Below are 23,824 nucleotides of genomic sequence, written 5' to 3'. Positions count from 1 at the left end.
ATTATGGTTTTAGATAAGGCGAGCTGTGACTTGCTTCAATATTTGATGGATCAAGAAACGTCCAAAACGATTATGACGATTTCAAAAGATCTGGCTCAATCTCGAAGAAAAATCTACTATCACATTGATAAAATCAATGATGCTTTGGACGATGAGAATTTGCATATCATCAGTCTGCCTCGGATTGGTATTTACTTGACCGATGAACAAAGAGAAGCTTGTCGTCAATTATTAGACGAAGTTGATTCTTATGATTACATCATGAGTGCCAACGAGCGGATGCAGCTGATGCTCCTTCTGATTGGTATTTCCAAAGAGAGAATCACTCTTGAAAAACTCATGGAATTAACAGAAGTCTCTCGAAATACGGTCCTAAATGATTTAAATACTATTCGTTACCAACTAACCTTGGAGCAGTATCAAGTAACGCTTCAAGTTAGTAAATCTCGAGGCTATTATCTAAATGCGCACCCTCTTAATAAAATCCAGTATCTTCAATCCCTTCTCTATCATATCTTTATGGAGGAAAATCCAGCCTTTGTTGCTATTTTAGAGGAAAAAATCAAGGAGCGATTAGACGGTGAGATGCTTCTTTCCGATGAGGTCAATCAATTTCTCAAAAAACAGGTTCCATTGGTTGAGCAGGATTTGGGGAAAAAAATAAACCATCACGAAGTCACCTTTATGTTACAGGTCCTTCCCTATCTTCTACTAGGGTGTGATACCGTTACTCGAAATCAAGATAAACATCAAGAAATTGATCAAGAATTTTCATTGATTCGAAAGAGGATAGAATACCAGGTGTCTAATAAACTAGGAGAACGCTTGTTTGAAACATTTGGCATCTCGTTTTCAGAATTAGATAGATCTCTGTTAGCTATTCTTTTGTTATCCTATCGAAAAGATCGAGACATCCATGCAGAAAGTAAAGATTTTCAACATTTGAGAATGGCTTTAGAAGAGTTTATTTGGTATTTTGAATCCCAAACCAGAATGGAGATTGAACAGAAAGAAGACTTATTGAGGAATCTTGTGATTCATTGTAAGGCGCTATTATTCAGAAAGAACTATGGGATTTTCTCAAAAAATCCTTTAACTCGGCAGATTCGTTCCAAGTATAGTGAACTTTTCGTAATTACAAAAAAATGTGCTGAAGTACTAGAAGAAACCTGGCAGATTCGATTGACGGATGATGAGATTGCCTATTTGACCATTCACGTTGGAGGATTTTTAAAGTATACTCCATCGATTCAAAACAATTTCAAGAAGATTTATATTGTGTGTGATGAAGGAGTGGGCGTTTCTAAACTCTTACTTAAACAATGTCGATTCTATCTTCCAAATGAACAGATAGGGGCAGTCTTTACAACTGAGCAGTTCAAAAGCGTAGAGGATATTACTCAGGTTGATTTACTGATCACAACAAACGATGAACTTGAGAGTCGCTTCCCTGTATTAAAGGTAAATCCTATACTTGAGGCAGAAGATATTTTACGCATAACAGACTTTATGAAGAATAAGGTCCTTAGAAAAGACGGTCGAACCTTCAAGGACAATCTATCAACCATTATCGGCACCTATATATCTGATAAACACGTTGCAGCAAAATTACAGGAAGAAATTCAACTCTTAATCAACCAAGAATTAGTCATACAAGCTTTTTTAGATGAATCATAAATATCACAGTCCAATGATGAACACAAACCTGTGTTTTTCTTGGTCTTTTTTAATATTTCGGTCGGTGTTATACTAAGTATGAAATGAAAACTTGAACAAAATATGGAGGATTTCAAATGCCAAACGTAAAAGAAATTACAAGAGAATCATGGATTTTAGCTACTTTCCCAGAGTGGGGAACATGGTTGAACGAAGAAATCGAAGAAGAAGTCGTGCCTGAAGGCAACTTTGCCATGTGGTGGCTAGGTAACTGTGGTACTTGGATTAAGACACCAGGTGGTGCTAACGTTGTCATGGACCTTTGGTCAAACCGTGGAAAATCAACCAAAAAAGTGAAAGATATGGTTCGTGGACACCAAATGGCAAATATGGCAGGTGTTCGTAAATTGCAACCAAACTTGCGTGTTCAACCAATGGTTATTGATCCATTTGCAATTAACGAACTAGATTACTACTTGGTTTCACACTTCCACAGTGACCATATCGACCCATACACAGCTGCAGCGATTCTCAACAATCCTAAGTTAGAGCATGTTAAGTTTATCGGTCCTTACCATTGTGGTCGAATCTGGGAAGGCTGGGGTGTTCCAAAAGAACGAATCATCGTTGTGAAGCCAGGTGATACTATCGAACTAAAAGACATGAAGATTCATGCAGTAGAATCATTTGACCGTACTTGCTTGGTAACTCTACCAGTAAATGGAGCTGACGAAACAGGTGGTGAACTTGCTGGGTTGGCTGTTACAGATGAAGAAATGGCTCAAAAGGCTGTTAACTATGTCTTTGAAACACCAGGTGGAACCATCTATCATGGTGCGGATTCTCACTTCTCAAACTACTTTGCGAAACATGGTAAAGACTTCAAAATTGATGTTGCTTTGAATAACTATGGTGAAAACCCAGTAGGTATCCAAGATAAAATGACCTCTATCGACCTACTTCGCATGGCAGAAAATCTACGTGCTAAAGTCATTATCCCAGTTCACTATGATATCTGGTCTAACTTCATGGCTTCTACGAATGAAATCCTAGAACTTTGGAAAATGAGAAAAGATCGCTTGCAATACGATTTCCATCCATTTATCTGGGAAGTTGGTGGTAAATACACTTATCCTCAAGACCAACACTTAATAGAATATCATCACCCACGTGGTTTTGATGACTGCTTCGAACAAGACTCAAATATCCAATTCAAAGCCTTGCTTTAATATAAAAATTTTTTCTGGAGGTTATCCGTATGTTGCACGATACGGATAATTTTCATATAATAGTACAAATAGAATATGTGATAGACCTATCACCTCAAAGAGAAAGGAAATTCTATGTCAAATCTATCTGTTAATGCGATTCGTTTTCTAGGTATTGACGCTATCAATAAAGCCAACTCAGGTCACCCAGGGGTGGTTATGGGAGCTGCACCGATGGCATACAGCCTATTCACTAAAGAACTTCGTATCAATCCAGCTCAACCAAACTGGATTAACCGCGACCGTTTTATTCTTTCAGCTGGTCATGGTTCAATGCTCCTTTATGCTCTTCTTCACCTTTCTGGATTTGAAGATGTGAGCATGGATGAAGTGAAGAACTTCCGTCAATGGGGCTCTAAAACTCCAGGTCACCCAGAATTTGGTCATACAGCAGGGGTTGATGCAACAACAGGTCCTCTAGGACAAGGGATTGCGACTGCGACAGGTTTTGCACAAGCAGAACGTTTCCTTGCAGCTAAGTACAACCGTGAAGGTTATAACATCTTTGATCACTACACTTACGTTATCTGTGGAGATGGTGACTTGATGGAAGGTGTCTCAAGTGAAGCTGCTTCTTATGCAGGCTTGCAAAAGCTTGACAAGTTGGTTGTTCTTTATGATTCAAATGATATCAACTTGGATGGTGAGACAAAAGATTCATTCACAGAAAGTGTTCGCGATCGTTACAATGCCTACGGTTGGCATACAGCCTTGGTAGAAGATGGAACAGATTTAGAAGCTATTCATGCTGCTATTGAAGAAGCTAAGGCTTCAGGCAAACCATCTTTGATCGAAGTGAAAACTGTTATTGGATATGGTTCTCCAAACAAACAAGGGACTAATGCCGTACACGGTGCTCCTCTTGGTGCAGACGAAACTGCAGCAACTCGCCAAGCCCTTGGTTGGGACTACGAACCATTTGAAATCCCGGCAGAAGTTTATGCTGATTTCAAAGAAAATGTTGCAGACCGTGGTGCATCAGCATACGAAGCATGGACAAAACTAGTCGCAGATTACAAAGAAGATCACCCAGAACTTGCTGCAGAAGTGGAAGCAATCATCGAAGGGCGCGATCCAGTTGAGGTGACTCCAGAAGACTTCCCAGCTTTAGAGAATGGCTTCTCTCAAGCAACTCGTAACTCAAGTCAGGATGCTTTGAATGTAGTAGCTGCTAAATTGCCAACCTTCCTCGGTGGATCAGCTGACCTTGCTCATTCAAATATGACTTACATCAAAACTGATGGACTTCAAGATGATGCAAATCGCTTAAATCGTAACATCCAGTTTGGTGTTCGTGAATTTGCAATGGGTACTGTCTTGAACGGAATGGCTCTTCACGGTGGACTTCGTGTTTATGGTGGAACATTCTTCGTATTCTCAGACTACCTTAAGGCAGCGGTTCGATTGTCGGCTTTACAAGGTCTTCCAGTGACTTATGTCTTCACACACGATTCAATCGCAGTTGGTGAAGATGGACCAACTCATGAACCGATTGAACACTTGGCTGGCCTTCGTGCTATGCCAAACCTTAATGTCTTCCGTCCTGCTGATGCACGTGAAACACAAGCAGCTTGGTATCAAGCAGTCAAAAGCGAGAAAACTCCGACTGTTCTTGTCTTGACTCGTCAAAACTTGACTGTTGAGGAAGGAACAGACTTTGACAAGGTTGCGAAAGGTGCTTATGTCGTTTATGAAAATGCAGCAGACTTCGATACAATCTTGATTGCGACTGGTTCAGAGGTTAATCTCGCTGTTGCAGCCGCTAAAGAATTGGCAAGCCAAGGTGACAAGGTGCGCGTGGTCAGCATGCCATCTACAGATGTTTTTGACGCACAAGATGCAGCCTATAAAGAAGAAATCTTACCAAATGCAGTTCGTCGCCGTGTAGCAGTCGAAATGGGAGCAACTCAAAACTGGTACAAATACGTTGGTCTTGATGGAGCAGTTCTTGGTATTGATACCTTTGGAGCATCTGCACCAGCACCAAAAGTTTTAGCAGAGTTTGGCTTTACAGTTGAAAACCTTGTAGAACTTGTAAACAACTTGAAATAATATAGAGGCATATTGCTAAAAAAGTCGAGGTTGGGAATTTTTGTCCCAGCCTCTTTCTTGATATAAAAGCATGGCCTAATCTTGTAAAAACACGTAAAATTTGTTATAGTAGTTTTATCTGAATTACAAAGGAGTAAAAATAATGGGTGGGAATTTAACATTTTTGATTATGCTTGTTTTGATGTTCGGCTTGATGTTCTTCATGCAACGTTCTCAAAAGAAACAAGCGGAAAAACGTATGGAGAGCCTCAATAAGCTTCAAAAAGGCTACGAAGTAATCACTATCGGTGGTCTCTACGGTACAGTCGATGAAGTAGACACAGAAAACAGAACAATTGTTCTTGATGTTGATGGCGTATATCTAACCTTCGAACTAGCAGCAATTCGAACTGTTTTGCCAGTCAAAGAAGCTGTGACACCTGAAGGAGCTGTTATTGAAGACGGCAGTGCTATTGAAGAATAAAACGGGGTGGATCACATTCCCGTTTTTCTATAAGTGAGAGGAAGAGTAATGAAAAAAATTGCTTTTGTCTGTCTTGGTAATATTTGTCGCAGTCCTATGGCGGAATTTGTGATGAAATCCTTGACCGATAAGTATGAGGTTCAAAGCCGAGCGACTTCTTCCTGGGAACATGGCAATCCGATCCACAAAGGGATACAAGAAATCTTTCGAAGCCATGGCGTCCCTTATGATACTTCGAAAACTTCCCAACAAATTTCTAAAAATGACTTTGAGTATTTTGACTATATCATTGGTATGGATGAGTCTAACCTTGCTGACTTATATCAGATGTGCCCGCAAGATCAACAAGATAAGATCCAAGCGTTTACATCTGAAAGCGTTCCAGATCCCTGGTATACAGGTGATTTTGAAGAAACTTACGATCGGATTTCAACTGGTTGTCGAGCTTGGTTAAGTCGCTTAGAAAATGAGAGTGAAAATGGAAAATATAAAGAAACTCTATGAAAAATACAGTGTCTATTTGACACGCTCTAGACTAGAAATTGCGACAGTAATCGTCATTGTTGTCTGCGCAGGTTTAGTATTTCTGACAAATCTTCCCAAGCAAGGAGTTCTCAAACTGGATGGGGATACCATTGTTTACGATGGAAGCCTAGTTCGTGGTAAGATGAATGGTCAGGGAACTGTTACCTTTGCAAACGGTGATAGCTATACTGGAGAATTCAGTAATGGAGCCTTCAATGGTAAAGGCACCTATCAAGCCAAAGCAGGCTGGGTATATGAGGGTGATTTTGTAAATGGCCAAGCTGAGGGAAAAGGAAAATTGACTACTGAACAAGAAGTAGTTTATGAGGGAGACTTCAAGCAAGGTTTGTTCCAACAAGCACAGTAACCTCCTCCTAGAAGGAGGTCTTCTTCCAGAACGCTAGAAAGCGCTTACATGGAAATAAAAACGGCTTACAAGACTGTTTTACAACTAAGTTTGTGAAAAATAAAACTTTTACGAAATAATTCACAAACTTTAAGTGAAAAAGTGCATGTATGGGTATATTTAAAATTGTTTTCACAAACAAATAAAAAAAGTTTGTGAAATGTCTATGAAACTGTTTACAAACGTTTAAAAAAGAGTTATAATAAACTTGTGAAAAAATTAACAAAGGACTTACAATCCTTGAAAGCTATGGAGGAAAATATGGCTGATAAAAAAACTGTAACACCAGAAGAAAAGAAACTCGCTGCTGAAAAGCATGTCGATGGTTTGGTGCAAAAAGCTTTAGTTGCCCTTGAAGAAATGCGTAAACTTGACCAAGATCAAGTCGATTATATCGTAGCAAAAGCTTCAGTTGCTGCACTTGATGCTCACGGAGAATTGGCTTTACATGCCTTTGAAGAAACAGGACGTGGAGTATTTGAGGATAAAGCGACTAAGAACTTGTTTGCTTGTGAACACGTAGTAAACAACATGCGCCACACTAAAACAGTTGGTGTTATCGAAGAAGACGATGTAACAGGATTGACTCTTATCGCTGAACCAGTTGGTGTTGTTTGTGGTATCACTCCAACAACTAACCCAACTTCAACAGCAATCTTTAAAGCGTTGATTTCATTGAAGACTCGTAATCCTATTGTCTTTGCATTCCACCCATCAGCTCAAGAATCATCAGCTCACGCAGCTCAAATCGTTCGTGATGCAGCGATTAAAGCAGGTGCTCCTGAAAACTGTGTACAGTGGATTACTGAACCATCTATGGAAGCAACTAGTGCGCTTATGAACCACGAAGGTATTGCAACAATCCTTGCAACAGGTGGTAATGCCATGGTTAAAGCGGCATACTCATGTGGTAAACCAGCTCTTGGGGTAGGTGCCGGTAACGTTCCAGCTTATGTGGAAAAATCAGCTAACATCCGCCAAGCTGCTCACGATATTGTAATGTCTAAATCATTTGACAACGGTATGGTCTGTGCATCTGAACAAGCGGTTATCATTGATAAAGAAATTTACGATGAATTTGTAGCAGAGTTCAAATCTTATCACACTTACTTTGTAAACAAAAAAGAAAAAGCTCTTCTTGAAGAGTTCTGCTTCGGCGTGAAAGCAAACAGCAAAAACTGTGCTGGTGCAAAATTGAACGCTGACATTGTTGGTAAACCAGCAACTTGGATTGCAGAACAAGCAGGATTTACTGTTCCAGAAGGAACAAACATTCTTGCTGCAGAATGTAAAGAAGTTGGTGAAAACGAGCCATTGACTCGTGAAAAATTGTCACCAGTTATCGCAGTTTTGAAATCTGAAAGCCGTGAAGATGGTATTGCTAAAGCTCGTCAAATGGTTGAATTTAACGGTCTTGGGCACTCAGCAGCCATCCATACAGCTGATGAAGAATTGACTAAAGAATTTGGTAAAGCTGTTAAAGCTATTCGTGTTATCTGTAACTCACCTTCTACTTTCGGTGGTATCGGGGACGTTTATAATGCCTTCTTGCCATCATTGACACTCGGATGTGGTTCTTACGGACGTAACTCAGTTGGGGATAACGTTAGCGCCATCAACCTCTTGAACATCAAAAAAGTCGGAAGACGGAGAAATAACATGCAATGGATGAAACTTCCTTCAAAAACATACTTTGAACGTGATTCAATTCAATACCTTCAAAAATGTCGTGACGTTGAGCGTGTCATGATCGTTACTGACCACGCTATGGTAGAGCTTGGCTTCCTTGATCGTATCATCGAACAACTTGACCTTCGTCGCAATAAGGTTGTTTACCAAATCTTTGCAGATGTAGAACCAGATCCAGATATTACTACAGTTGAACGTGGTACTGAGATCATGCGTGCCTTCAAACCAGATACAATCATCGCTCTTGGTGGTGGATCGCCAATGGATGCTGCTAAAGTAATGTGGCTCTTCTACGAACAACCAGAAGTGGACTTCCGTGACCTTGTTCAAAAATTCATGGATATCCGTAAACGTGCCTTCAAATTCCCATTGCTTGGTAAGAAGACTAAATTCATCGCTATCCCAACTACATCTGGTACAGGATCTGAAGTAACTCCATTTGCCGTTATCTCTGATAAAGCAAACAACCGTAAATATCCAATCGCTGACTACTCATTGACACCAACTGTGGCAATCGTAGACCCTGCTTTGGTATTGACAGTTCCTGGATTTGTTGCTGCTGATACTGGTATGGACGTATTGACTCACGCAACTGAAGCTTACGTATCACAAATGGCTAGCGACTACACTGACGGTCTTGCACTTCAAGCCATCAAGCTTGTATTTGAAAACCTTGAAAGCTCAGTTAAGAATGCAGACTTCCATTCACGTGAGAAAATGCATAACGCTTCAACAATCGCTGGTATGGCCTTTGCCAATGCCTTCCTAGGTATTTCTCACTCAATGGCTCACAAGATTGGTGCGCAATTCCACACAGTTCACGGACGTACAAATGCAATCTTGCTTCCATACGTTATCCGTTACAACGGTACTCGCCCAGCTAAGACAGCTACATGGCCTAAGTATAACTACTACCGTGCAGACGAGAAATATCAAGATATCGCTCGTATGCTTGGACTTCCAGCTTCTACACCAGAAGAAGGGGTTGAATCTTTTGCAAAAGCTGTTTACGAACTCGGTGAGCGCGTAGGTATCGAAATGAACTTCAAAGCACAAGGTGTTGACGAAAAAGAATGGAAAGAACATTCACGTGAATTGGCCTTCCTTGCTTATGAAGACCAATGTTCACCTGCAAACCCACGTCTTCCAATGGTTGACCACATGCAAGAAATCATCGAAGATGCTTACTATGGTTACAAAGAAAGACCAGGACGTCGTAAATAATTAATTAATTATCAGCCAAAACCGAGGGGGACCTCGGTTTTTTTATGGTTAGAGAGTTTATTTTCATAAAAAATTGCTAGCATGAGAGTCAGATGCAAGGCCAAGTAAAGAAATGAAAATATTACCAAAGCTCATCAGAAAATCAAGGCCAGCGCTTGCAATTAAACTCAAATAGTTATATAATAGGTTTGTTGAAAGGTGATTTGTAGTGATTCAAGTTACTCTTTTCACAATAAAATTTTCATGATTTTCATAAGGAGGAAATCACTAATGGTAGTTAAAGTTGGTATTAACGGTTTCGGACGTATCGGTCGTCTTGCTTTCCGCCGTATCCAAAACGTAGAAGGTGTTGAAGTTACTCGCATCAACGACCTTACAGATCCAGTTATGCTTGCACACTTGTTGAAATATGACACAACTCAAGGTCGTTTCGACGGAACTGTGGAAGTTAGAGAAGGTGGATTTGAAGTTAACGGTAAATTCATCCGTGTTTCTGCTGAACGTGATCCAGAACAAATCGACTGGGCTAACGACGGTGTAGAAATCGTTCTTGAAGCTACTGGTTTCTTTGCTAAGAAAGCAGCTGCTGAAAAACACTTGCACCCAGGTGGAGCTAAGAAAGTTGTTATTACTGCTCCTGGTGGAAACGACGTTAAAACAGTTGTATTCAACACTAACCACGATGTTCTTGATGGTACTGAAACAGTTATCTCAGGTGCTTCATGTACTACAAACTGCTTGGCTCCAATGGCTAAAGCTCTTCAAGACAACTTTGGTGTTGTAGAAGGATTGATGACTACTATCCACGCTTACACTGGTGACCAAATGATCCTTGACGGACCACACCGTGGTGGTGACCTTCGTCGTGCTCGCGCTGGTGCAGCAAACATCGTTCCTAACTCAACTGGTGCTGCTAAAGCTATCGGTCTTGTAATCCCAGAATTGAACGGTAAACTTGACGGATCTGCACAACGCGTTCCAACTCCAACTGGATCAGTTACTGAATTGGTTGCTGTTCTTGAAAAGAACGTTACTGTTGATGAAGTGAACGCAGCTATGAAAGCAGCTTCAAACGAATCATACGGTTACACAGAAGATCCAATCGTATCTTCAGATATCGTAGGTATGTCTTACGGATCATTGTTTGACGCAACTCAAACTAAAGTTCTTGACGTTGACGGTAAACAATTGGTTAAAGTTGTTTCATGGTATGACAACGAAATGTCATACACTGCACAACTTGTACGTACTCTTGAATACTTCGCTAAAATCGCTAAATAATTCTTGAGTTGATGGAAAAGCAAGGCCAACTGGTCTTGCTTTTTTTGGTATCTATAAGAAAAAATGGATGCTAGTGTCATCCATTTTGGTTTAATTCTCTTTCAAATGTGTCTGATAGCGCAGTAAAGCTTAATTTGTTTAATGTCAGAGGATGGACAAAGGATAGTTTAAATGCGTGTAACATTAGTCTGCTAGATTTGGAATGTGGATTGTAGAGAGGATCTCCAAGGATTGGATGTCCGTGGTGAGATAGATGCACTCGAATCTGATGAGTGCGTCCTGTTTTCAATCTACATCGAACGAGACTGGTTTTGTTTTGAAATTGTTTCAACCGAGTTACTTGGGTTTCGGCGTATTGACCATTTTTTTGATCCACAACTCTTTTTCTACGATCGTGACGATCGCGACCGATTTTATCTCGAAAGACGAGCTCTTTAACTCCTATTTTTCCCTCAACCAGAGCCCAGTATTCGCGGGAGATTTCTTTTTTCTCCAATAATCGATTGAGGATGGGCAGTATAAATGGATTTTTAGCAAATAGTACGAGGCCACTCGTTTCCTTATCTAGGCGATGGACAACATAGCAAGTCTGGCCTACATAGGCGCTGACATGATTGAGAAGTGCAATTTCTTCTGGTTGATTCCCGTGAGTTTTCATACCTTCTGGTTTGTTCACGATGATCAAATGTTGGTCTTGGTAGACTTCTTGGACAAGATTAGGATTTCCCCAAACAATTTCTTTTGTAGGATAAGCCTCCTCGTCGAAAATCAGTTGACATTCATCTCCGGATTTGACAGTTTGATGCCAGTGGACTTCTTCTTGATTGATGAGAATGTGCTTTTTAATTCTCAAGAAATGCCGTATTTTTCTCGGAATGAGTAGTTGCTCCTCCAAGAAGACTTTGACAGTCATTTCAGGAAGAGAATCAGGGATAAAAAAGGTAAATTTCATACAGATATTGTAACAAAAAATAGATTATTTGGATAGAGAATCTAGCTAAATTCTTGTCTTCCTATGGGGAAGATGATAAAATAAACGCATGAAATTAGATACATTATTTGAAAAGTTTCTTTCTTTATTTAAAAAAGAAGAAGCTGAAATGGAAGAAATAGAAATCGACGAAGCTAATAATGAAGAAAATACCTCGACTAATTTAAGACGGTCAAGAGGTGGGCGAAAGAAAGTTGGGCAAGTCGGACCTATTCGAAAATTTTGGCGTCGCTATCATCTGACCAAAATCTTTCTAATTCTTGGACTAAGTGCAAGCTTGTTTGTTGGGGTCTATCTATTTGCCTTGGCTAAATCGACAAATGTTACAGACTTGCAGAATGCTTTGAAAACAAGAACGGTGATTTTTGATAGAGAAGAGAATGAGGCTGGTGCCTTGTCAGGCCAAAAAGGAACCTATGTTGAGCTCTCGGAAATTAGTGAAGACTTGCAGAATGCTGTTGTTGCGACAGAAGATAGGAGCTTCTATAAAAATAGTGGAATTAACTATGGTCGCTTTTTCCTAGCGATCCTAACAGCTGGTCGCTCGGGTGGTGGTTCTACAATTACCCAACAGTTAGCGAAAAATGCTTATCTTTCACAAGACCAAACTGTTCAGAGAAAGGCCAAAGAATTCTTCCTTGCTTTAGAATTAACCAAAAAATACAGTAAAAAAGAAATTCTAACCATGTATTTGAACAATGCCTACTTCGGTAATGGAGTTTGGGGTGTTGAGGATGCTAGTAAGAAGTACTTTGGAGTTTCGGCATCGGAATTAACTCTTGATGAAGCTGCCACTTTAGCAGGCATGCTTAAAGGCCCAGAATTGTACAATCCTCTGAATTCCATTGAGCATTCAACTAATCGAAGAGATACTGTCTTGCAAAATATGGTGGCTGCCGGCTACCTTGATAAAAATAAGGAAGCAGAAGCAGCAAGTGTTGATATGGCTTCTCAATTGAAAGATAGTTATGAAGGGAAAATATCAGACTACCGTTATCCTTCTTATTTTGATGCAGTTGTTAATGAAGCTATTGAAAAGTATAATCTAACAGAGGAAGAAATCGTTAATAATGGTTATCGAATTTATACGGAGCTAGATCAAAATTACCAAGCAAATATGCAGGTTATCTATCAAAAGACTTCGCTCTTTCCGACAGCTGAAGATGGGACACATGCAGAGTCTGGTAGTGTCGCTTTGGAGCCAAAAACAGGTGGAGTTCGAGGAGTTGTTGGTCGAGTGGCAGGGGATGATAAGACAGGTTTCAGGAATTTTAACTATGCAACCCAATCCAAAAGAAGTCCAGGGTCTACTATTAAACCTTTGATAGTGTATACACCAGCGGTTGAAGCGGGTTGGTCTCTTAATAAGGAGTTGGATAATCATACCATGCAATATGGTGATTATAAAGTAGACAACTACGCAGGAATCAAGACATCACCAGAAGTTCCAATGTATCAAGCCTTAGCCGAGTCTCTAAATCTTCCTGCTGTAGCGACAGTCAAGCAACTTGGTATCGATAAGGCTTTTGAATCAGGTGAAAGATTCGGACTTGATTTAACGAATGTTGATCGTGTGTTAGGTGTAGCTCTAGGTGGTGGGGTGGAGACAAGTCCGCTACAAATGGCGCAGGCTTATGCAGCGTTTGCAAATGAAGGTTTGATACCTGAAGCGCATTTTATTACTCGTATTGAAAATGCGAGCGGCCAAGTCATTGCAACCCACAAAAATTCTCAAAAACGTATAATAGATAAGTCAGTAGCCGATAAAATGACCAGTATGATGTTAGGTACTTTTACAAACGGTACAGGAATAAGCTCCTCGCCAGATGACTATGTTATGGCTGGGAAAACTGGTACAACTGAAGCAGCTTTTAACCCAGTATATACAAGTGACCAGTGGGTTATCGGATATACGCCTGATGTGGTGATAAGTCATTGGCTTGGTTTCCCGACTACGGACGAAAATCATTATCTGGCAGGTTCGACTTCGAATGGTGCTGCTCACATTTTTAGAAGTATGGCAGAAACAATTCTTCCTTATACACCAGGAAGCACTTTTACAGTTGAAAATGCTTATAAAATGAATGGTATTGCACCAGAAAACACACGGAAACAAACTACAAGTGATACTAGTACGCAGTCGGATGATATATTAGCAGATATTCGTGGACGAGCACAAAATCTGGTCGATGAAGCAGGCAAAGCTATTTCAGATGCTAAGATTAAAGAAAAAGCCCAGACAGTTTGGGATACCATTGTAGATCTGTTTCACTAATACGTTTATAAGCTAAAAGACAAGGATTCAAATCTTTGTCTTTTTTCACTCTCACTTGTCAGCATTCACAACTTCCATAACATTAGAGAGTAAAAAAAGCACAAGACAGAAACCAAAGCCCTTCTTTCCGCCTTTCTCTGCTATACTACAAGCAGAGAAAGGGGGAAAGCAAATGCTTGAAAAGTATTATGAGAAGGTAAAAGGAATTGTCCATAGATGTCGAAAAGATTACTATCTCCACCTGTGGGAGAAAGAGGATTGGGATCAAGAAGGCATGTTCTGTCTCCATGAACTTCTAGAAAAGCATCCAGAACTGGTGGAAGAAGAAAAGAAACTCTACGTCTACTTCAAAACAAAATTTCGCAATCGAATCCTTGATAGTGTCAGAAAACAAGAGAGTCAAAAACGTCGCCTAGACCGAATGGCCTATGAAGAAGTAGGAGAAATTAGCCATCGCCTACCAGAAGGAGGATTGTGGCTGGATGATTACTACGCTCTTCATGAATTATTGAATAGTTATAGAAGAAAGTTACCACAAGATAAGCAAGAAGCCTACGAACGCCTCTGGGCAGACGAACGATTTAAAGGCCGCAAAGCCCTTCTCAGAGAGCTGAAGGAAGTAATTCAGGAGAAATGAAAAAAAGTTAAAAAAAGGTGTTGACAAAGTAAGAAAAGTCGGTATAATAGTAAGAGTTGAAAATGGCAACTCCGGTCCGTTGGTCAAGGGGTTAAGACACCGCCTTTTCACGGCGGTAACACGGGTTCGAATCCCGTACGGACTATAGTATGAAGCAGATGAAACACTAGATGAAAAAAATTAAAAAAAGTTTCAAAAAAGTGTTGACAAGCGAAAGCGACTGTGATATACTAATATAGTTGTCACTTGAGAGAAGTGAGTGACAAAGACCTTTGAAAACTGAACAAGACGAACCAATGTGCAGGGCACTACAACTAAGGTTGTAGTACTGAACAATGAAAAAAACAATAAATCTGTCAGTGACAGAAATGAGTGAGAACTCAAACTTTTAATGAGAGTTTGATCCTGGCTCAGGACGAACGCTGGCGGCGTGCCTAATACATGCAAGTAGAACGCTGAAGGAGGAGCTTGCTTCTCCGGATGAGTTGCGAACGGGTGAGTAACGCGTAGGTAACCTGCCTGGTAGCGGGGGATAACTATTGGAAACGATAGCTAATACCGCATAATAGTAGATATTGCATGATATCTGCTTGAAAGGTGCAATTGCATCACTACCAGATGGACCTGCGTTGTATTAGCTAGTTGGTGAGGTAACGGCTCACCAAGGCGACGATACATAGCCGACCTGAGAGGGTGATCGGCCACACTGGGACTGAGACACGGCCCAGACTCCTACGGGAGGCAGCAGTAGGGAATCTTCGGCAATGGACGGAAGTCTGACCGAGCAACGCCGCGTGAGTGAAGAAGGTTTTCGGATCGTAAAGCTCTGTTGTAAGAGAAGAACGAGTGTGAGAGTGGAAAGTTCACACTGTGACGGTATCTTACCAGAAAGGGACGGCTAACTACGTGCCAGCAGCCGCGGTAATACGTAGGTCCCGAGCGTTGTCCGGATTTATTGGGCGTAAAGCGAGCGCAGGCGGTTAGATAAGTCTGAAGTTAAAGGCTGTGGCTTAACCATAGTACGCTTTGGAAACTGTTTAACTTGAGTGCAAGAGGGGAGAGTGGAATTCCATGTGTAGCGGTGAAATGCGTAGATATATGGAGGAACACCGGTGGCGAAAGCGGCTCTCTGGCTTGTAACTGACGCTGAGGCTCGAAAGCGTGGGGAGCAAACAGGATTAGATACCCTGGTAGTCCACGCCGTAAACGATGAGTGCTAGGTGTTAGACCCTTTCCGGGGTTTAGTGCCGCAGCTAACGCATTAAGCACTCCGCCTGGGGAGTACGACCGCAAGGTTGAAACTCAAAGGAATTGACGGGGGCCCGCACAAGCGGTGGAGCATGTGGTTTAATTCGAAGCAACGCGAAGAACCTTACCAGGTCTTGACATCCCTCTGACCGCTCTAGAGATAGAGCTTTCCTTCGGGACAGAGGTGACAGGTGGTGCATGGTTGTCGTCAGCTCGTGTCGTGAGATGTTGGGTTAAGTCCCGCAACGAGCGCAACCCCTATTGTTAGTTGCCATCATTCAGTTGGGCACTCTAGCGAGACTGCCGGTAATAAACCGGAGGAAGGTGGGGATGACGTCAAATCATCATGCCCCTTATGACCTGGGCTACACACGTGCTACAATGGCTGGTACAACGAGTCGCAAGTCGGTGACGGCAAGCTAATCTCTTAAAGCCAGTCTCAGTTCGGATTGTAGGCTGCAACTCGCCTACATGAAGTCGGAATCGCTAGTAATCGCGGATCAGCACGCCGCGGTGAATACGTTCCCGGGCCTTGTACACACCGCCCGTCACACCACGAGAGTTTGTAACACCCGAAGTCGGTGAGGTAACCTTTTAGGAGCCAGCCGCCTAAGGTGGGATAGATGATTGGGGTGAAGTCGTAACAAGGTAGCCGTATCGGAAGGTGCGGCTGGATCACCTCCTTTCTAAGGATAAGGAATGCACATTGGTCTTGTTTAGTCTTGAGAGGTCTTGTGGGGCCTTAGCTCAGCTGGGAGAGCGCCTGCTTTGCACGCAGGAGGTCAGCGGTTCGATCCCGCTAGGCTCCATTGGTGAGAGATCACCAAGTAATGCACATTGAAAATTGAATATCTATATCAAATAGTAACAAGAAAATAAACCGAAAACGCTGTAGTATTAATAAGAGTTTATGACTGAAAGGTCAGAAAAATAAGGTTAAGTTAATAAGGGCGCACGGTGGATGCCTTGGCACTAGGAGCCGAAGAAGGACGTGACAAACGACGATATGCCTTGGGTAGCTGTAAGTAAGCGATGATCCAGGGATTTCCGAATGGGGGAACCCAACAGGTACTACCTGTTACCCATATCTGTTAAGGATATGAGGAGGAAGACGCAGTGAACTGAAACATCTAAGTAGCTGCAGGAAGAGAAAGCAAAAGCGATTGCCTTAGTAGCGGCGAGCGAAACGGCAGGAGGGCAAACCGAAGAGTTTACTCTTCGGGGTTGTAGGACTGCAATGTGGACTCAAAGACTATAGAAGAATGATTTGGGAAGATCAGCCAAAGAGAGTGATAGCCTCGTATTTTAAATAGTCTTTGTACCTAGCAGTATCCTGAGTACGGCGGGACACGTGAAATCCCGTCGGAATCTGGGAGGACCATCTCCCAACCCTAAATACTCCCTAGTGACCGATAGTGAACCAGTACCGTGAGGGAAAGGTGAAAAGCACCCCGGGAGGGGAGTGAAATAGAACCTGAAACCGTGTGCCTACAACAAGTTCGAGCCCGTTAATGGGTGAGAGCGTGCCTTTTGTAGAATGAACCGGCGAGTTACGATATGATGCGAGGTTAAGTTGAAGAGACGGAGCCGTAGGGAAACCGAGTCTGAACAGGGCGAGTTAGTATCATGTCGTAGACCCGAAACCATGTGACCTACCCATGAGCAGGTTGAAGGTGCGGTAAGACGCACTGGAGGACCGAACCAGGGCACGTTGAAAAGTGCTTGGATGACTTGTGGGTAGCGGAGAAATTCCAAACGAACTTGGAGATAGCTGGTTCTCTCCGAAATAGCTTTAGGGCTAGCGTCGACATTAGAGATTCTTGGAGGTAGAGCACTGTTTGGGTGAGGGGTCCATCCCGGATTACCAATCTCAGATAAACTCCGAATGCCAATGAATTATGGTCGGCAGTCAGACTGCGAGTGCTAAGATCCGTAGTCGAAAGGGAAACAGCCCAGACCACCAGCTAAGGTCCCAAAATAATTGTTAAGTGGAAAAGGATGTGGGGTTGCACAGACAACTAGGATGTTAGCTTAGAAGCAGCTATTCATTCAAAGAGTGCGTAATAGCTCACTAGTCGAGTGACCCTGCGCCGAAAATGTACCGGGGCTAAAACAATTTACCGAAGCTGTGGATACCTTTATAGGTATGGTAGGAGAGCGTTCTATGTGTGAAGAAGGTGTACCGTGAGGAGTGCTGGAACGCATAGAAGTGAGAATGCCGGTATGAGTAGCGAAAGACAGGTGAGAATCCTGTCCACCGTAAGACTAAGGTTTCCAGGGGAAGGCTCGTCCGCCCTGGGTTAGTCGGGACCTAAGGAGAGACCGAAAGGTGTATCCGATGGACAACAGGTTGATATTCCTGTACTAGAGTATGTAGTGATGGAGGGACGCAGTAGGCTAACTAAAGCAGACGATTGGAAGAGTCTGTCTAAGCAGTGAGGTGTGAATTGAGTTAAATGCTTAGTTCTATAACATTGAGCTGTGAAGGGGAGCGAAGTTTAGTAGCGAAGTTAGTGACGTCACACTGCCAAGAAAAGCTTCTAGCGTTTAAACATACTCTACCCGTACCGCAAACCGACACAGGTAGTCGAGGCGAGTAGCCTCAGGTGAGCGAGAGAACTCTCGTTAAGGAACTCGGCAAAATGACCCCGTAACTTCGGGAGAAGGGGTGCTGACTTTAAGTCAGCCGCAGTGAATAGGCCCAAGCAACTGTTTATCAAAAACACAGCTCTCTGCTAAATCGTAAGATGATGTATAGGGGGTGACGCCTGCCCGGTGCTGGAAGGTTAAGAGGAGTGCTTAGCGGTAACGCGAAGGTATGAATTGAAGCCCCAGTAAACGGCGGCCGTAACTATAACGGTCCTAAGGTAGCGAAATTCCTTGTCGGGTAAGTTCCGACCCGCACGAAAGGCGTAATGATTTGGGCACTGTCTCAACGAGAGACTCGGTGAAATTTTAGTACCTGTGAAGATGCAGGTTACCCGCGACAGGACGGAAAGACCCCATGGAGCTTTACTGCAGTTTGATATTGAGTGTCTGTACCACATGTACAGGATAGGTAGGAGTCTAAGAGATCGGGACGCCAGTTTCGAAGGAGACGCTGTTGGGATACTACCCTTGTGTTATGGCCACTCTAACCCAGATAGGTGATCCCTATCGGAGACAGTGTCTGACGGGCAGTTTGACTGGGGCGGTCGCCTCCTAAAAGGTAACGGAGGCGCCCAAAGGTTCCCTCAGAATGGTTGGAAATCATTCGCAGAGTGTAAAGGTATAAGGGAGCTTGACTGCGAGAGCTACAACTCGAGCAGGGACGAAAGTCGGGCTTAGTGATCCGGTGGTTCCGTATGGAAGGGCCATCGCTCAACGGATAAAAGCTACCCTGGGGATAACAGGCTTATCTCCCCCAAGAGTTCACATCGACGGGGAGGTTTGGCACCTCGATGTCGGCTCGTCGCATCCTGGGGCTGTAGTCGGTCCCAAGGGTTGGGCTGTTCGCCCATTAAAGCGGCACGCGAGCTGGGTTCAGAACGTCGTGAGACAGTTCGGTCCCTATCCGTCGCGGGCGTAGGAAATTTGAGAGGATCTGCTCCTAGTACGAGAGGACCAGAGTGGACTTACCGCTGGTGTACCAGTTGTCTTGCCAAAGGCATCGCTGGGTAGCTATGTAGGGAAGGGATAAACGCTGAAAGCATCTAAGTGTGAAACCCACCTCAAGATGAGATTTCCCATGATTTTATATCAGTAAGAGCCCTGAGAGATGATCAGGTAGATAGGTTAGAAGTGGAAGTGTGGCGACACATGTAGCGGACTAATACTAATAGCTCGAGGACTTATCCAAAGCAACTGAGAATACGAAGCGTGATTATTTTAAGTGAAATTTGATAGATATTCAATTTTGAGTAGGTATTACTCAAAGTTAAGTGACGATAGCCTAGGAGATACACCTGTACCCATGCCGAACACAGAAGTTAAGCCCTAGAACGCCGGAAGTAGTTGGGGGTTGCCCCCTGTGAGATATGGAAGTCGCTTAGCTAAAGGGAGTTTAGCTCAGCTGGGAGAGCATCTGCCTTACAAGCAGAGGGTCAGCGGTTCGATCCCGTTAACTCCCATAGGTCCCGTAGTGTAGCGGTTATCACGTCGCCCTGTCACGGCGAAGATCGCGGGTTCGATTCCCGTCGGGACCGTTTAAGATAACGTAAGTTATTTTAGACTCGTTAGCTCAGTTGGTAGAGCAATTGACTTTTAATCAATGGGTCACTGGTTCGAGCCCAGTACGGGTCATCATTGCGGGTTTGGCGGAATTGGCAGACGCACCAGATTTAGGATCTGGCGCTTAACGGCGTGGGGGTTCAAGTCCCTTAACCCGCATAATAGAAATAAGCCGGCTTAGCTCAGTTGGTAGAGCATCTGATTTGTAATCAGAGGGTCGCGTGTTCAAGTCATGTAGCCGGCATTTTTTTAATATAACCAAGAGGTCGATGCGAACGTAGTTCAGTGGTAGAACACCACCTTGCCAAGGTGGGGGTCGCGGGTTCGAATCCCGTCGTTCGCTTAGAGAGGCCGGGGTGGCGGAACTGGCAGACGCACAGGACTTAAAATCCTGCGATTGGTAACGATCGTACCGGTTCGATCCCGGTCCTCGGCATATAATGAGCACCCTTAGCTCAACTGGATAGAGTACCTGACTACGAATCAGGCGGTTAGAGGTTCGACTCCTCTAGGGTGCATTTTCTATTTAACTCGGGAAGTAGCTCAGCTTGGTAGAGTACTTGGTTTGGGACCAAGGTGTCGCAGGTTCGAATCCTGTCTTCCCGATTGATATTAAAAAGTAAGAACACTAGTTGTTCTTTTTTTAGTGCTCTTTTCTACCATTTGTCAAGTATATCAAGGGCCTTAAGTAAAAAAAGAGATAATACAGTAGCTATTCTGAGGTTACTGTCTTATTTTTACCACTTATTGATCCATAAAAGGGCACGCTAAAAAACACCTCATCTGGTATTTTTTGAAACAAGGTGTTATAATAATACGGCATAGATGACCTTATCGATTTTGGGTCAAAGAGTAATCGTAAAGTTTGTTATGCGTAATGAGGTAATACATTGTTCGAATGAGACGATGTATAGAGGCAATCGCATGTGGCTTGGTTGAAGCTATTGTCGATTGTCTTTTTCGTTTCTCATAAAAATGGCTCATTGTCAACTGTAGTGGGTTGAATAAAAACTAACATCTGGAGAGGACAATTGATGTCCTCTTCATTTTTATATTCAGAGCGATGAAAATTCGTTTCTTAAAGTTGTCAAAGTTCCGAAATCCAAAGGCATTTCGTTTGATAAGTTTAACGAGATTATTGGTCGCTTCCAATTTGGCGTTGGAATAGGGTAGTTGAAGGGCGTTGACAATTTTCTCTTTGTCCTTGAGAAATGTCTTAAAGACAGTCTGAAAAAGAGGATGAACCTGTTTAAGATTGTCCTCAATGAGTCCGAAAAATTTGTCTGGCTCCTTGTTCTGAAAGTGAAAAAGCAAGAGCTGATAGAGATTATAGTGGTGTCTCAAGTCTTCTGAATAGCTCAAAAGCTTGTCTAGAATCTCCTTATTTGTTAAGTGCATGCGAAAAGTAGGGCGATAAAAACGTTTATCACTTAGTTTACGACTATCCTGTTGAATGAGCTTCCAGTAGCGCTTGATAGCTTTGTATTCATGGGATTTTCTATCAAATTGATTCATGATTTGAACACGGACACGACTCATAGCACGGCTAAGATGTTGCACAATGTGAAAACGATCTAGAACGATTTTAGCATAAGGAAAAAGCTGTTTAGCCAAGTTATAGTAAGGACTAAACATATCCATAGTAATGATTTTCACCTGACAGCGAACCGCTCTATCGTAGCGAAGAAAGTGATTGCGGATGATAGCTTGTGTTCTGCCTTCAAGAACAGTGATGATGTTGAGATTATCAAAATCTTGTGCAATAAAGCTCATCTTTCCCTTAGTAAAGGCGTACTCGTCCCAAGACATAATCTCTGGAAGACGAGAAAAATCATGCTTAAAGTGAAAGTCATTGAGTTTACGAATGACAGTTGAAGTTGAAATGGATAGCTGATGGGCAATATCAGTCATAGAAGTCTTTTCAATTAACTTTTGCGCAATTTTTTGGTTGATAATACGAGGAATTTGATGATTCTTCTTGACGATAGAAGTCTCAGCGACCATCATTTTCGAGCAATGATAGCACTTGAATCGACGCTTTCTAAGGAGGATTCTAGTAGGCATACCAGTTGTTTCAAGATAAGGAATTTTCGACGGTTTTTGGAAGTCATATTTCTTCATTTGACATCCGCACTCAGGGCAAGATGGAGCCTCATAATCCAGTTTAGCGCTGATTTCTTTGTGAGTATCCATATTGATGATATCTACAATCTTGATGTTTGGGTCTTTAATATCAAGGAGTTTTGTGATAAAATGTAATTGTTCCATATGAATCTTTCTAATGAGTTGTTTTGTCGCTTTTCATTATAGGTCATATGGGACTTTTTTTCTACAACAAAATAGGCTCCATAATATCTATAGGGGATTTACCCACTACAAATATTATAGAGCCATAAAAATCGGCGATATGGCAGGGATTGGTATGACTAGCTGAAGCGATGTTATGAATGCACTTGAACAAGATTTTTCTGGCATAGGGATTACCTCGCTTAGTAATGTGTTCCTTGGCGAGAAAGTTCCCAGATTCATAGTGTCTCAGGTCAATGCCAATAAAAGCGTTGATTTGATTGGTAGACTGAAAGCGACGAATATCTCCCAATTCGCCAATGATAGATGTCGCTGTGGTTTCTGCGATGCCAGGAATCGATCGTAAGATGTCATACTCTGGTAAAGGCTGAGCTAGAGCTACCATGTCGTCTAAGACAACCTGTCTGTGCTCAGAAAGACGAAGCAATTCTTGAGCATAGTAACGAACCTCTTCAAGCATTGGGGAGATTTTTTTGACCGCACAAAAAGATTGTTTAGCGAGTTTTATAAGTTTATCAGTCAGATAAGCAATACGCTTTTCAGAGATTCGTTTGGAGGTAGATTGACGGATAATCTTACACAATTTATTTTGAGATAGGTTTAATACAAACTCTTTGCATGGAAAAGCCATCACTAAATTCCCATATTGCTCTCCAGTTGGTGTGGATAAGAGATTTTCCAATTCAGGAAAGGTGACTTGTAAGACCTTGTGTAGACGGTTTTTAGCTCTAACAATGTCTTCTGTAAGATTTTGATAGAAACGGCTTAAATCACGCAGGTGTTGATAAACTTCTTCCTGCGCATAAGTTGGTTTACGATTGAGTATAAACTGAGAATGAGCCAACTTTTCAGCGTCAATTTTGTCTGTTTTACGAACTCGCAGACTGTCCAGTTGCTTCTTAGCTTCCAGAGGATTCAGCTGTGTATAAGCGTAGCCGTATTCCTCAAGAAAGGCTCGAAGACGCCGAGAATAGACACCAGTAGCTTCAAATATAATTTCAGGGTTATGAACAGTTTTCAAGTCGTTCAAAAGACGATTGAAGCCAATGGCGTCATTGAGCATAGTGTATCCATGAATCTTTTCACCGTTGACTAAAATTGGCACCTCAGAACTTGCCTTACTCACATCAATCCCAAATACTGTGCGCATGATATTACCTCTTTTGTCTTGAATAATGCCGTGTTTTAGTGATTTTATTTTCAATACGCGACGTCTAGCGTCCCACATACTTTGATCAAATTCCACCTAAAACAGGTGTCTTGCCAGTTTATCAAGCGACGTCTAGCGCCAAAGAGCCCTACGACTTTACAAGACACCTCTACTTTAACATAAAGAAAAAGTAGTGAGTACTCTCCCGTCGGAGATTTTCTCACTACTAATCTTAGTATGTTTTCTACACAAAAATAGGTTCCATAATATCTATAGGGGATTTACCCACTACAAATATTATAGAGCCACTATAAAAAACTAGAGTTCCACAACTGGGAATATCTAGCTTTCTTGTGGCTGAGAATTATTTTGTCGCAGACTTTTTTTATTGATTTTATAGGTTGAACTATCGGCCTTTACAGAAAAAGCTTGATAAGTTTTAT

Annotated in this window: 12 protein-coding genes, 11 tRNA genes, 3 rRNA genes and 2 pseudogenes; 24 read left to right on the top strand and 4 right to left on the bottom strand. The window is 42.2% G+C overall.

From position 1 onward, the window contains the following. The first annotated feature begins 3 nt into the window (after positions 1 to 3). The 8 genes from RRU92_RS01510 to gap all read left to right on the top strand — a co-directional run bounded on the left by RRU92_RS01510 (position 4) and on the right by gap (position 10,564). Positions 4 to 1,677, top strand: coding sequence for a transcription antiterminator (locus RRU92_RS01510; protein WP_311523473.1), 1,674 nt, complete (start codon positions 4 to 6; stop codon positions 1,675 to 1,677). 116 nt (positions 1,678 to 1,793) lie between these two features. Then, positions 1,794 to 2,885, top strand: coding sequence for an L-ascorbate 6-phosphate lactonase (gene ulaG, locus RRU92_RS01505; RefSeq protein WP_006153413.1), 1,092 nt, complete (start codon positions 1,794 to 1,796; stop codon positions 2,883 to 2,885). A gap of 114 nt (positions 2,886 to 2,999) precedes the next feature. Further along, positions 3,000 to 4,976, top strand: coding sequence for a transketolase (tkt, locus tag RRU92_RS01500; protein WP_315640100.1), 1,977 nt, complete (start codon positions 3,000 to 3,002; stop codon positions 4,974 to 4,976). Between the two features lie 142 nt (positions 4,977 to 5,118). Beyond that, positions 5,119 to 5,439, top strand: coding sequence for a preprotein translocase subunit YajC (gene yajC / locus RRU92_RS01495; RefSeq protein WP_315640099.1), 321 nt, complete (start codon positions 5,119 to 5,121; stop codon positions 5,437 to 5,439). A gap of 48 nt (positions 5,440 to 5,487) precedes the next feature. After that, on the top strand, positions 5,488 to 5,943 hold the full coding sequence (locus RRU92_RS01490) for a low molecular weight protein-tyrosine-phosphatase (protein ID WP_315640098.1): 456 nt from the start codon (positions 5,488 to 5,490) through the stop codon (positions 5,941 to 5,943). Further along, positions 5,918 to 6,331 carry an MORN repeat-containing protein gene (locus RRU92_RS01485; protein ID WP_060956293.1) on the top strand — a complete coding sequence of 138 codons (414 nt, stop codon included), beginning with the start codon at positions 5,918 to 5,920 and terminating at the stop codon, positions 6,329 to 6,331. The genes RRU92_RS01490 and RRU92_RS01485 overlap by 26 nt, the downstream gene beginning before the upstream one ends. A gap of 300 nt (positions 6,332 to 6,631) precedes the next feature. Then, entirely contained in the window at positions 6,632 to 9,283 is a 2,652-nt protein-coding gene (adhE, locus tag RRU92_RS01480; protein ID WP_060956407.1) for a bifunctional acetaldehyde-CoA/alcohol dehydrogenase, read from the top strand. 270 nt (positions 9,284 to 9,553) lie between these two features. After that, positions 9,554 to 10,564, top strand: coding sequence for a type I glyceraldehyde-3-phosphate dehydrogenase (gene gap / locus RRU92_RS01475; protein ID WP_049492462.1), 1,011 nt, complete (start codon positions 9,554 to 9,556; stop codon positions 10,562 to 10,564). A 76-nt stretch (positions 10,565 to 10,640) separates the two neighbouring features. Here gap and RRU92_RS01470 read toward each other — a convergent pair whose 3' ends face one another. Beyond that, complete coding sequence (locus RRU92_RS01470; RefSeq protein WP_148131560.1) at positions 10,641 to 11,516, bottom strand: RluA family pseudouridine synthase; 876 nt, start codon at positions 11,514 to 11,516, stop codon at positions 10,641 to 10,643. An 88-nt stretch (positions 11,517 to 11,604) separates the two neighbouring features. Here RRU92_RS01470 and pbp2a point away from each other — a divergent pair, with 88 nt between their 5' ends. The 16 genes from pbp2a to RRU92_RS01390 all read left to right on the top strand — a co-directional run bounded on the left by pbp2a (position 11,605) and on the right by RRU92_RS01390 (position 20,530). Continuing rightward, entirely contained in the window at positions 11,605 to 13,830 is a 2,226-nt protein-coding gene (gene pbp2a / locus RRU92_RS01465; protein WP_315640095.1) for a penicillin-binding protein PBP2A, read from the top strand. Positions 13,831 to 14,002: 172 nt separating this feature from the next. Then, positions 14,003 to 14,467 carry a sigma-70 family RNA polymerase sigma factor gene (locus tag RRU92_RS01460; protein WP_315640094.1) on the top strand — a complete coding sequence of 155 codons (465 nt, stop codon included), beginning with the start codon at positions 14,003 to 14,005 and terminating at the stop codon, positions 14,465 to 14,467. Between the two features lie 73 nt (positions 14,468 to 14,540). Further along, positions 14,541 to 14,612: transfer RNA gene (locus RRU92_RS01455), tRNA-Glu, on the top strand. A gap of 242 nt (positions 14,613 to 14,854) precedes the next feature. After that, positions 14,855 to 16,401, top strand: a 16S ribosomal RNA gene (locus RRU92_RS01450). A gap of 50 nt (positions 16,402 to 16,451) precedes the next feature. After that, positions 16,452 to 16,524, top strand: a tRNA-Ala gene (locus tag RRU92_RS01445). A gap of 125 nt (positions 16,525 to 16,649) precedes the next feature. Next, positions 16,650 to 19,553: ribosomal RNA gene (locus RRU92_RS01440) — 23S ribosomal RNA — on the top strand. A 78-nt stretch (positions 19,554 to 19,631) separates the two neighbouring features. Continuing rightward, a 5S ribosomal RNA gene (gene rrf, locus RRU92_RS01435) occupies positions 19,632 to 19,747 on the top strand. The 16S, 23S and 5S rRNA genes sit together here with 11 tRNA genes alongside, the layout of an rRNA operon. A 4-nt stretch (positions 19,748 to 19,751) precedes the next feature. Beyond that, positions 19,752 to 19,824: transfer RNA gene (locus RRU92_RS01430), tRNA-Val, on the top strand. 2 nt (positions 19,825 to 19,826) lie between these two features. Further along, positions 19,827 to 19,899 (top strand) — tRNA-Asp (locus RRU92_RS01425). Between the two features lie 24 nt (positions 19,900 to 19,923). Then, positions 19,924 to 19,996: transfer RNA gene (locus RRU92_RS01420), tRNA-Lys, on the top strand. A 5-nt stretch (positions 19,997 to 20,001) separates the two neighbouring features. Next, positions 20,002 to 20,083 (top strand) — tRNA-Leu (locus tag RRU92_RS01415). A gap of 12 nt (positions 20,084 to 20,095) precedes the next feature. After that, positions 20,096 to 20,168, top strand: a tRNA-Thr gene (locus tag RRU92_RS01410). 27 nt (positions 20,169 to 20,195) lie between these two features. After that, positions 20,196 to 20,267: transfer RNA gene (locus tag RRU92_RS01405), tRNA-Gly, on the top strand. A gap of 7 nt (positions 20,268 to 20,274) precedes the next feature. After that, a tRNA-Leu gene (locus RRU92_RS01400) sits at positions 20,275 to 20,360 on the top strand. Between the two features lie 8 nt (positions 20,361 to 20,368). Next, positions 20,369 to 20,442: transfer RNA gene (locus tag RRU92_RS01395), tRNA-Arg, on the top strand. A 14-nt stretch (positions 20,443 to 20,456) separates the two neighbouring features. After that, a tRNA-Pro gene (locus RRU92_RS01390) sits at positions 20,457 to 20,530 on the top strand. A 225-nt stretch (positions 20,531 to 20,755) separates the two neighbouring features. Here the strand turns inward: RRU92_RS01390 and RRU92_RS01385 are convergent. The 3 genes and pseudogenes from RRU92_RS01385 to RRU92_RS01375 all read right to left on the bottom strand — a co-directional run. Next, positions 20,756 to 20,908: pseudogene (locus tag RRU92_RS01385) on the bottom strand (IS110 family transposase); the annotation flags it as partial. Positions 20,909 to 20,935: 27 nt separating this feature from the next. Next, positions 20,936 to 22,192 (bottom strand): ISL3 family transposase, encoded by a 1,257-nt coding sequence (locus tag RRU92_RS01380; RefSeq protein WP_153225811.1) that lies wholly within the window; start codon positions 22,190 to 22,192, stop codon positions 20,936 to 20,938. A gap of 124 nt (positions 22,193 to 22,316) precedes the next feature. Next, positions 22,317 to 23,381: pseudogene (locus tag RRU92_RS01375) on the bottom strand (IS110 family transposase); the annotation flags it as partial. Positions 23,382 to 23,824 lie beyond the last annotated feature (443 nt).

This window comes from Streptococcus sp. DTU_2020_1001019_1_SI_AUS_MUR_006 (genome assembly GCF_032340315.1).
Taxonomy (GTDB): Bacteria; Bacillota; Bacilli; order Lactobacillales; family Streptococcaceae; genus Streptococcus.
Note: the sequence above shows the minus strand (reverse complement) of the source record. Positions and strands in the feature narration are given on the sequence as shown.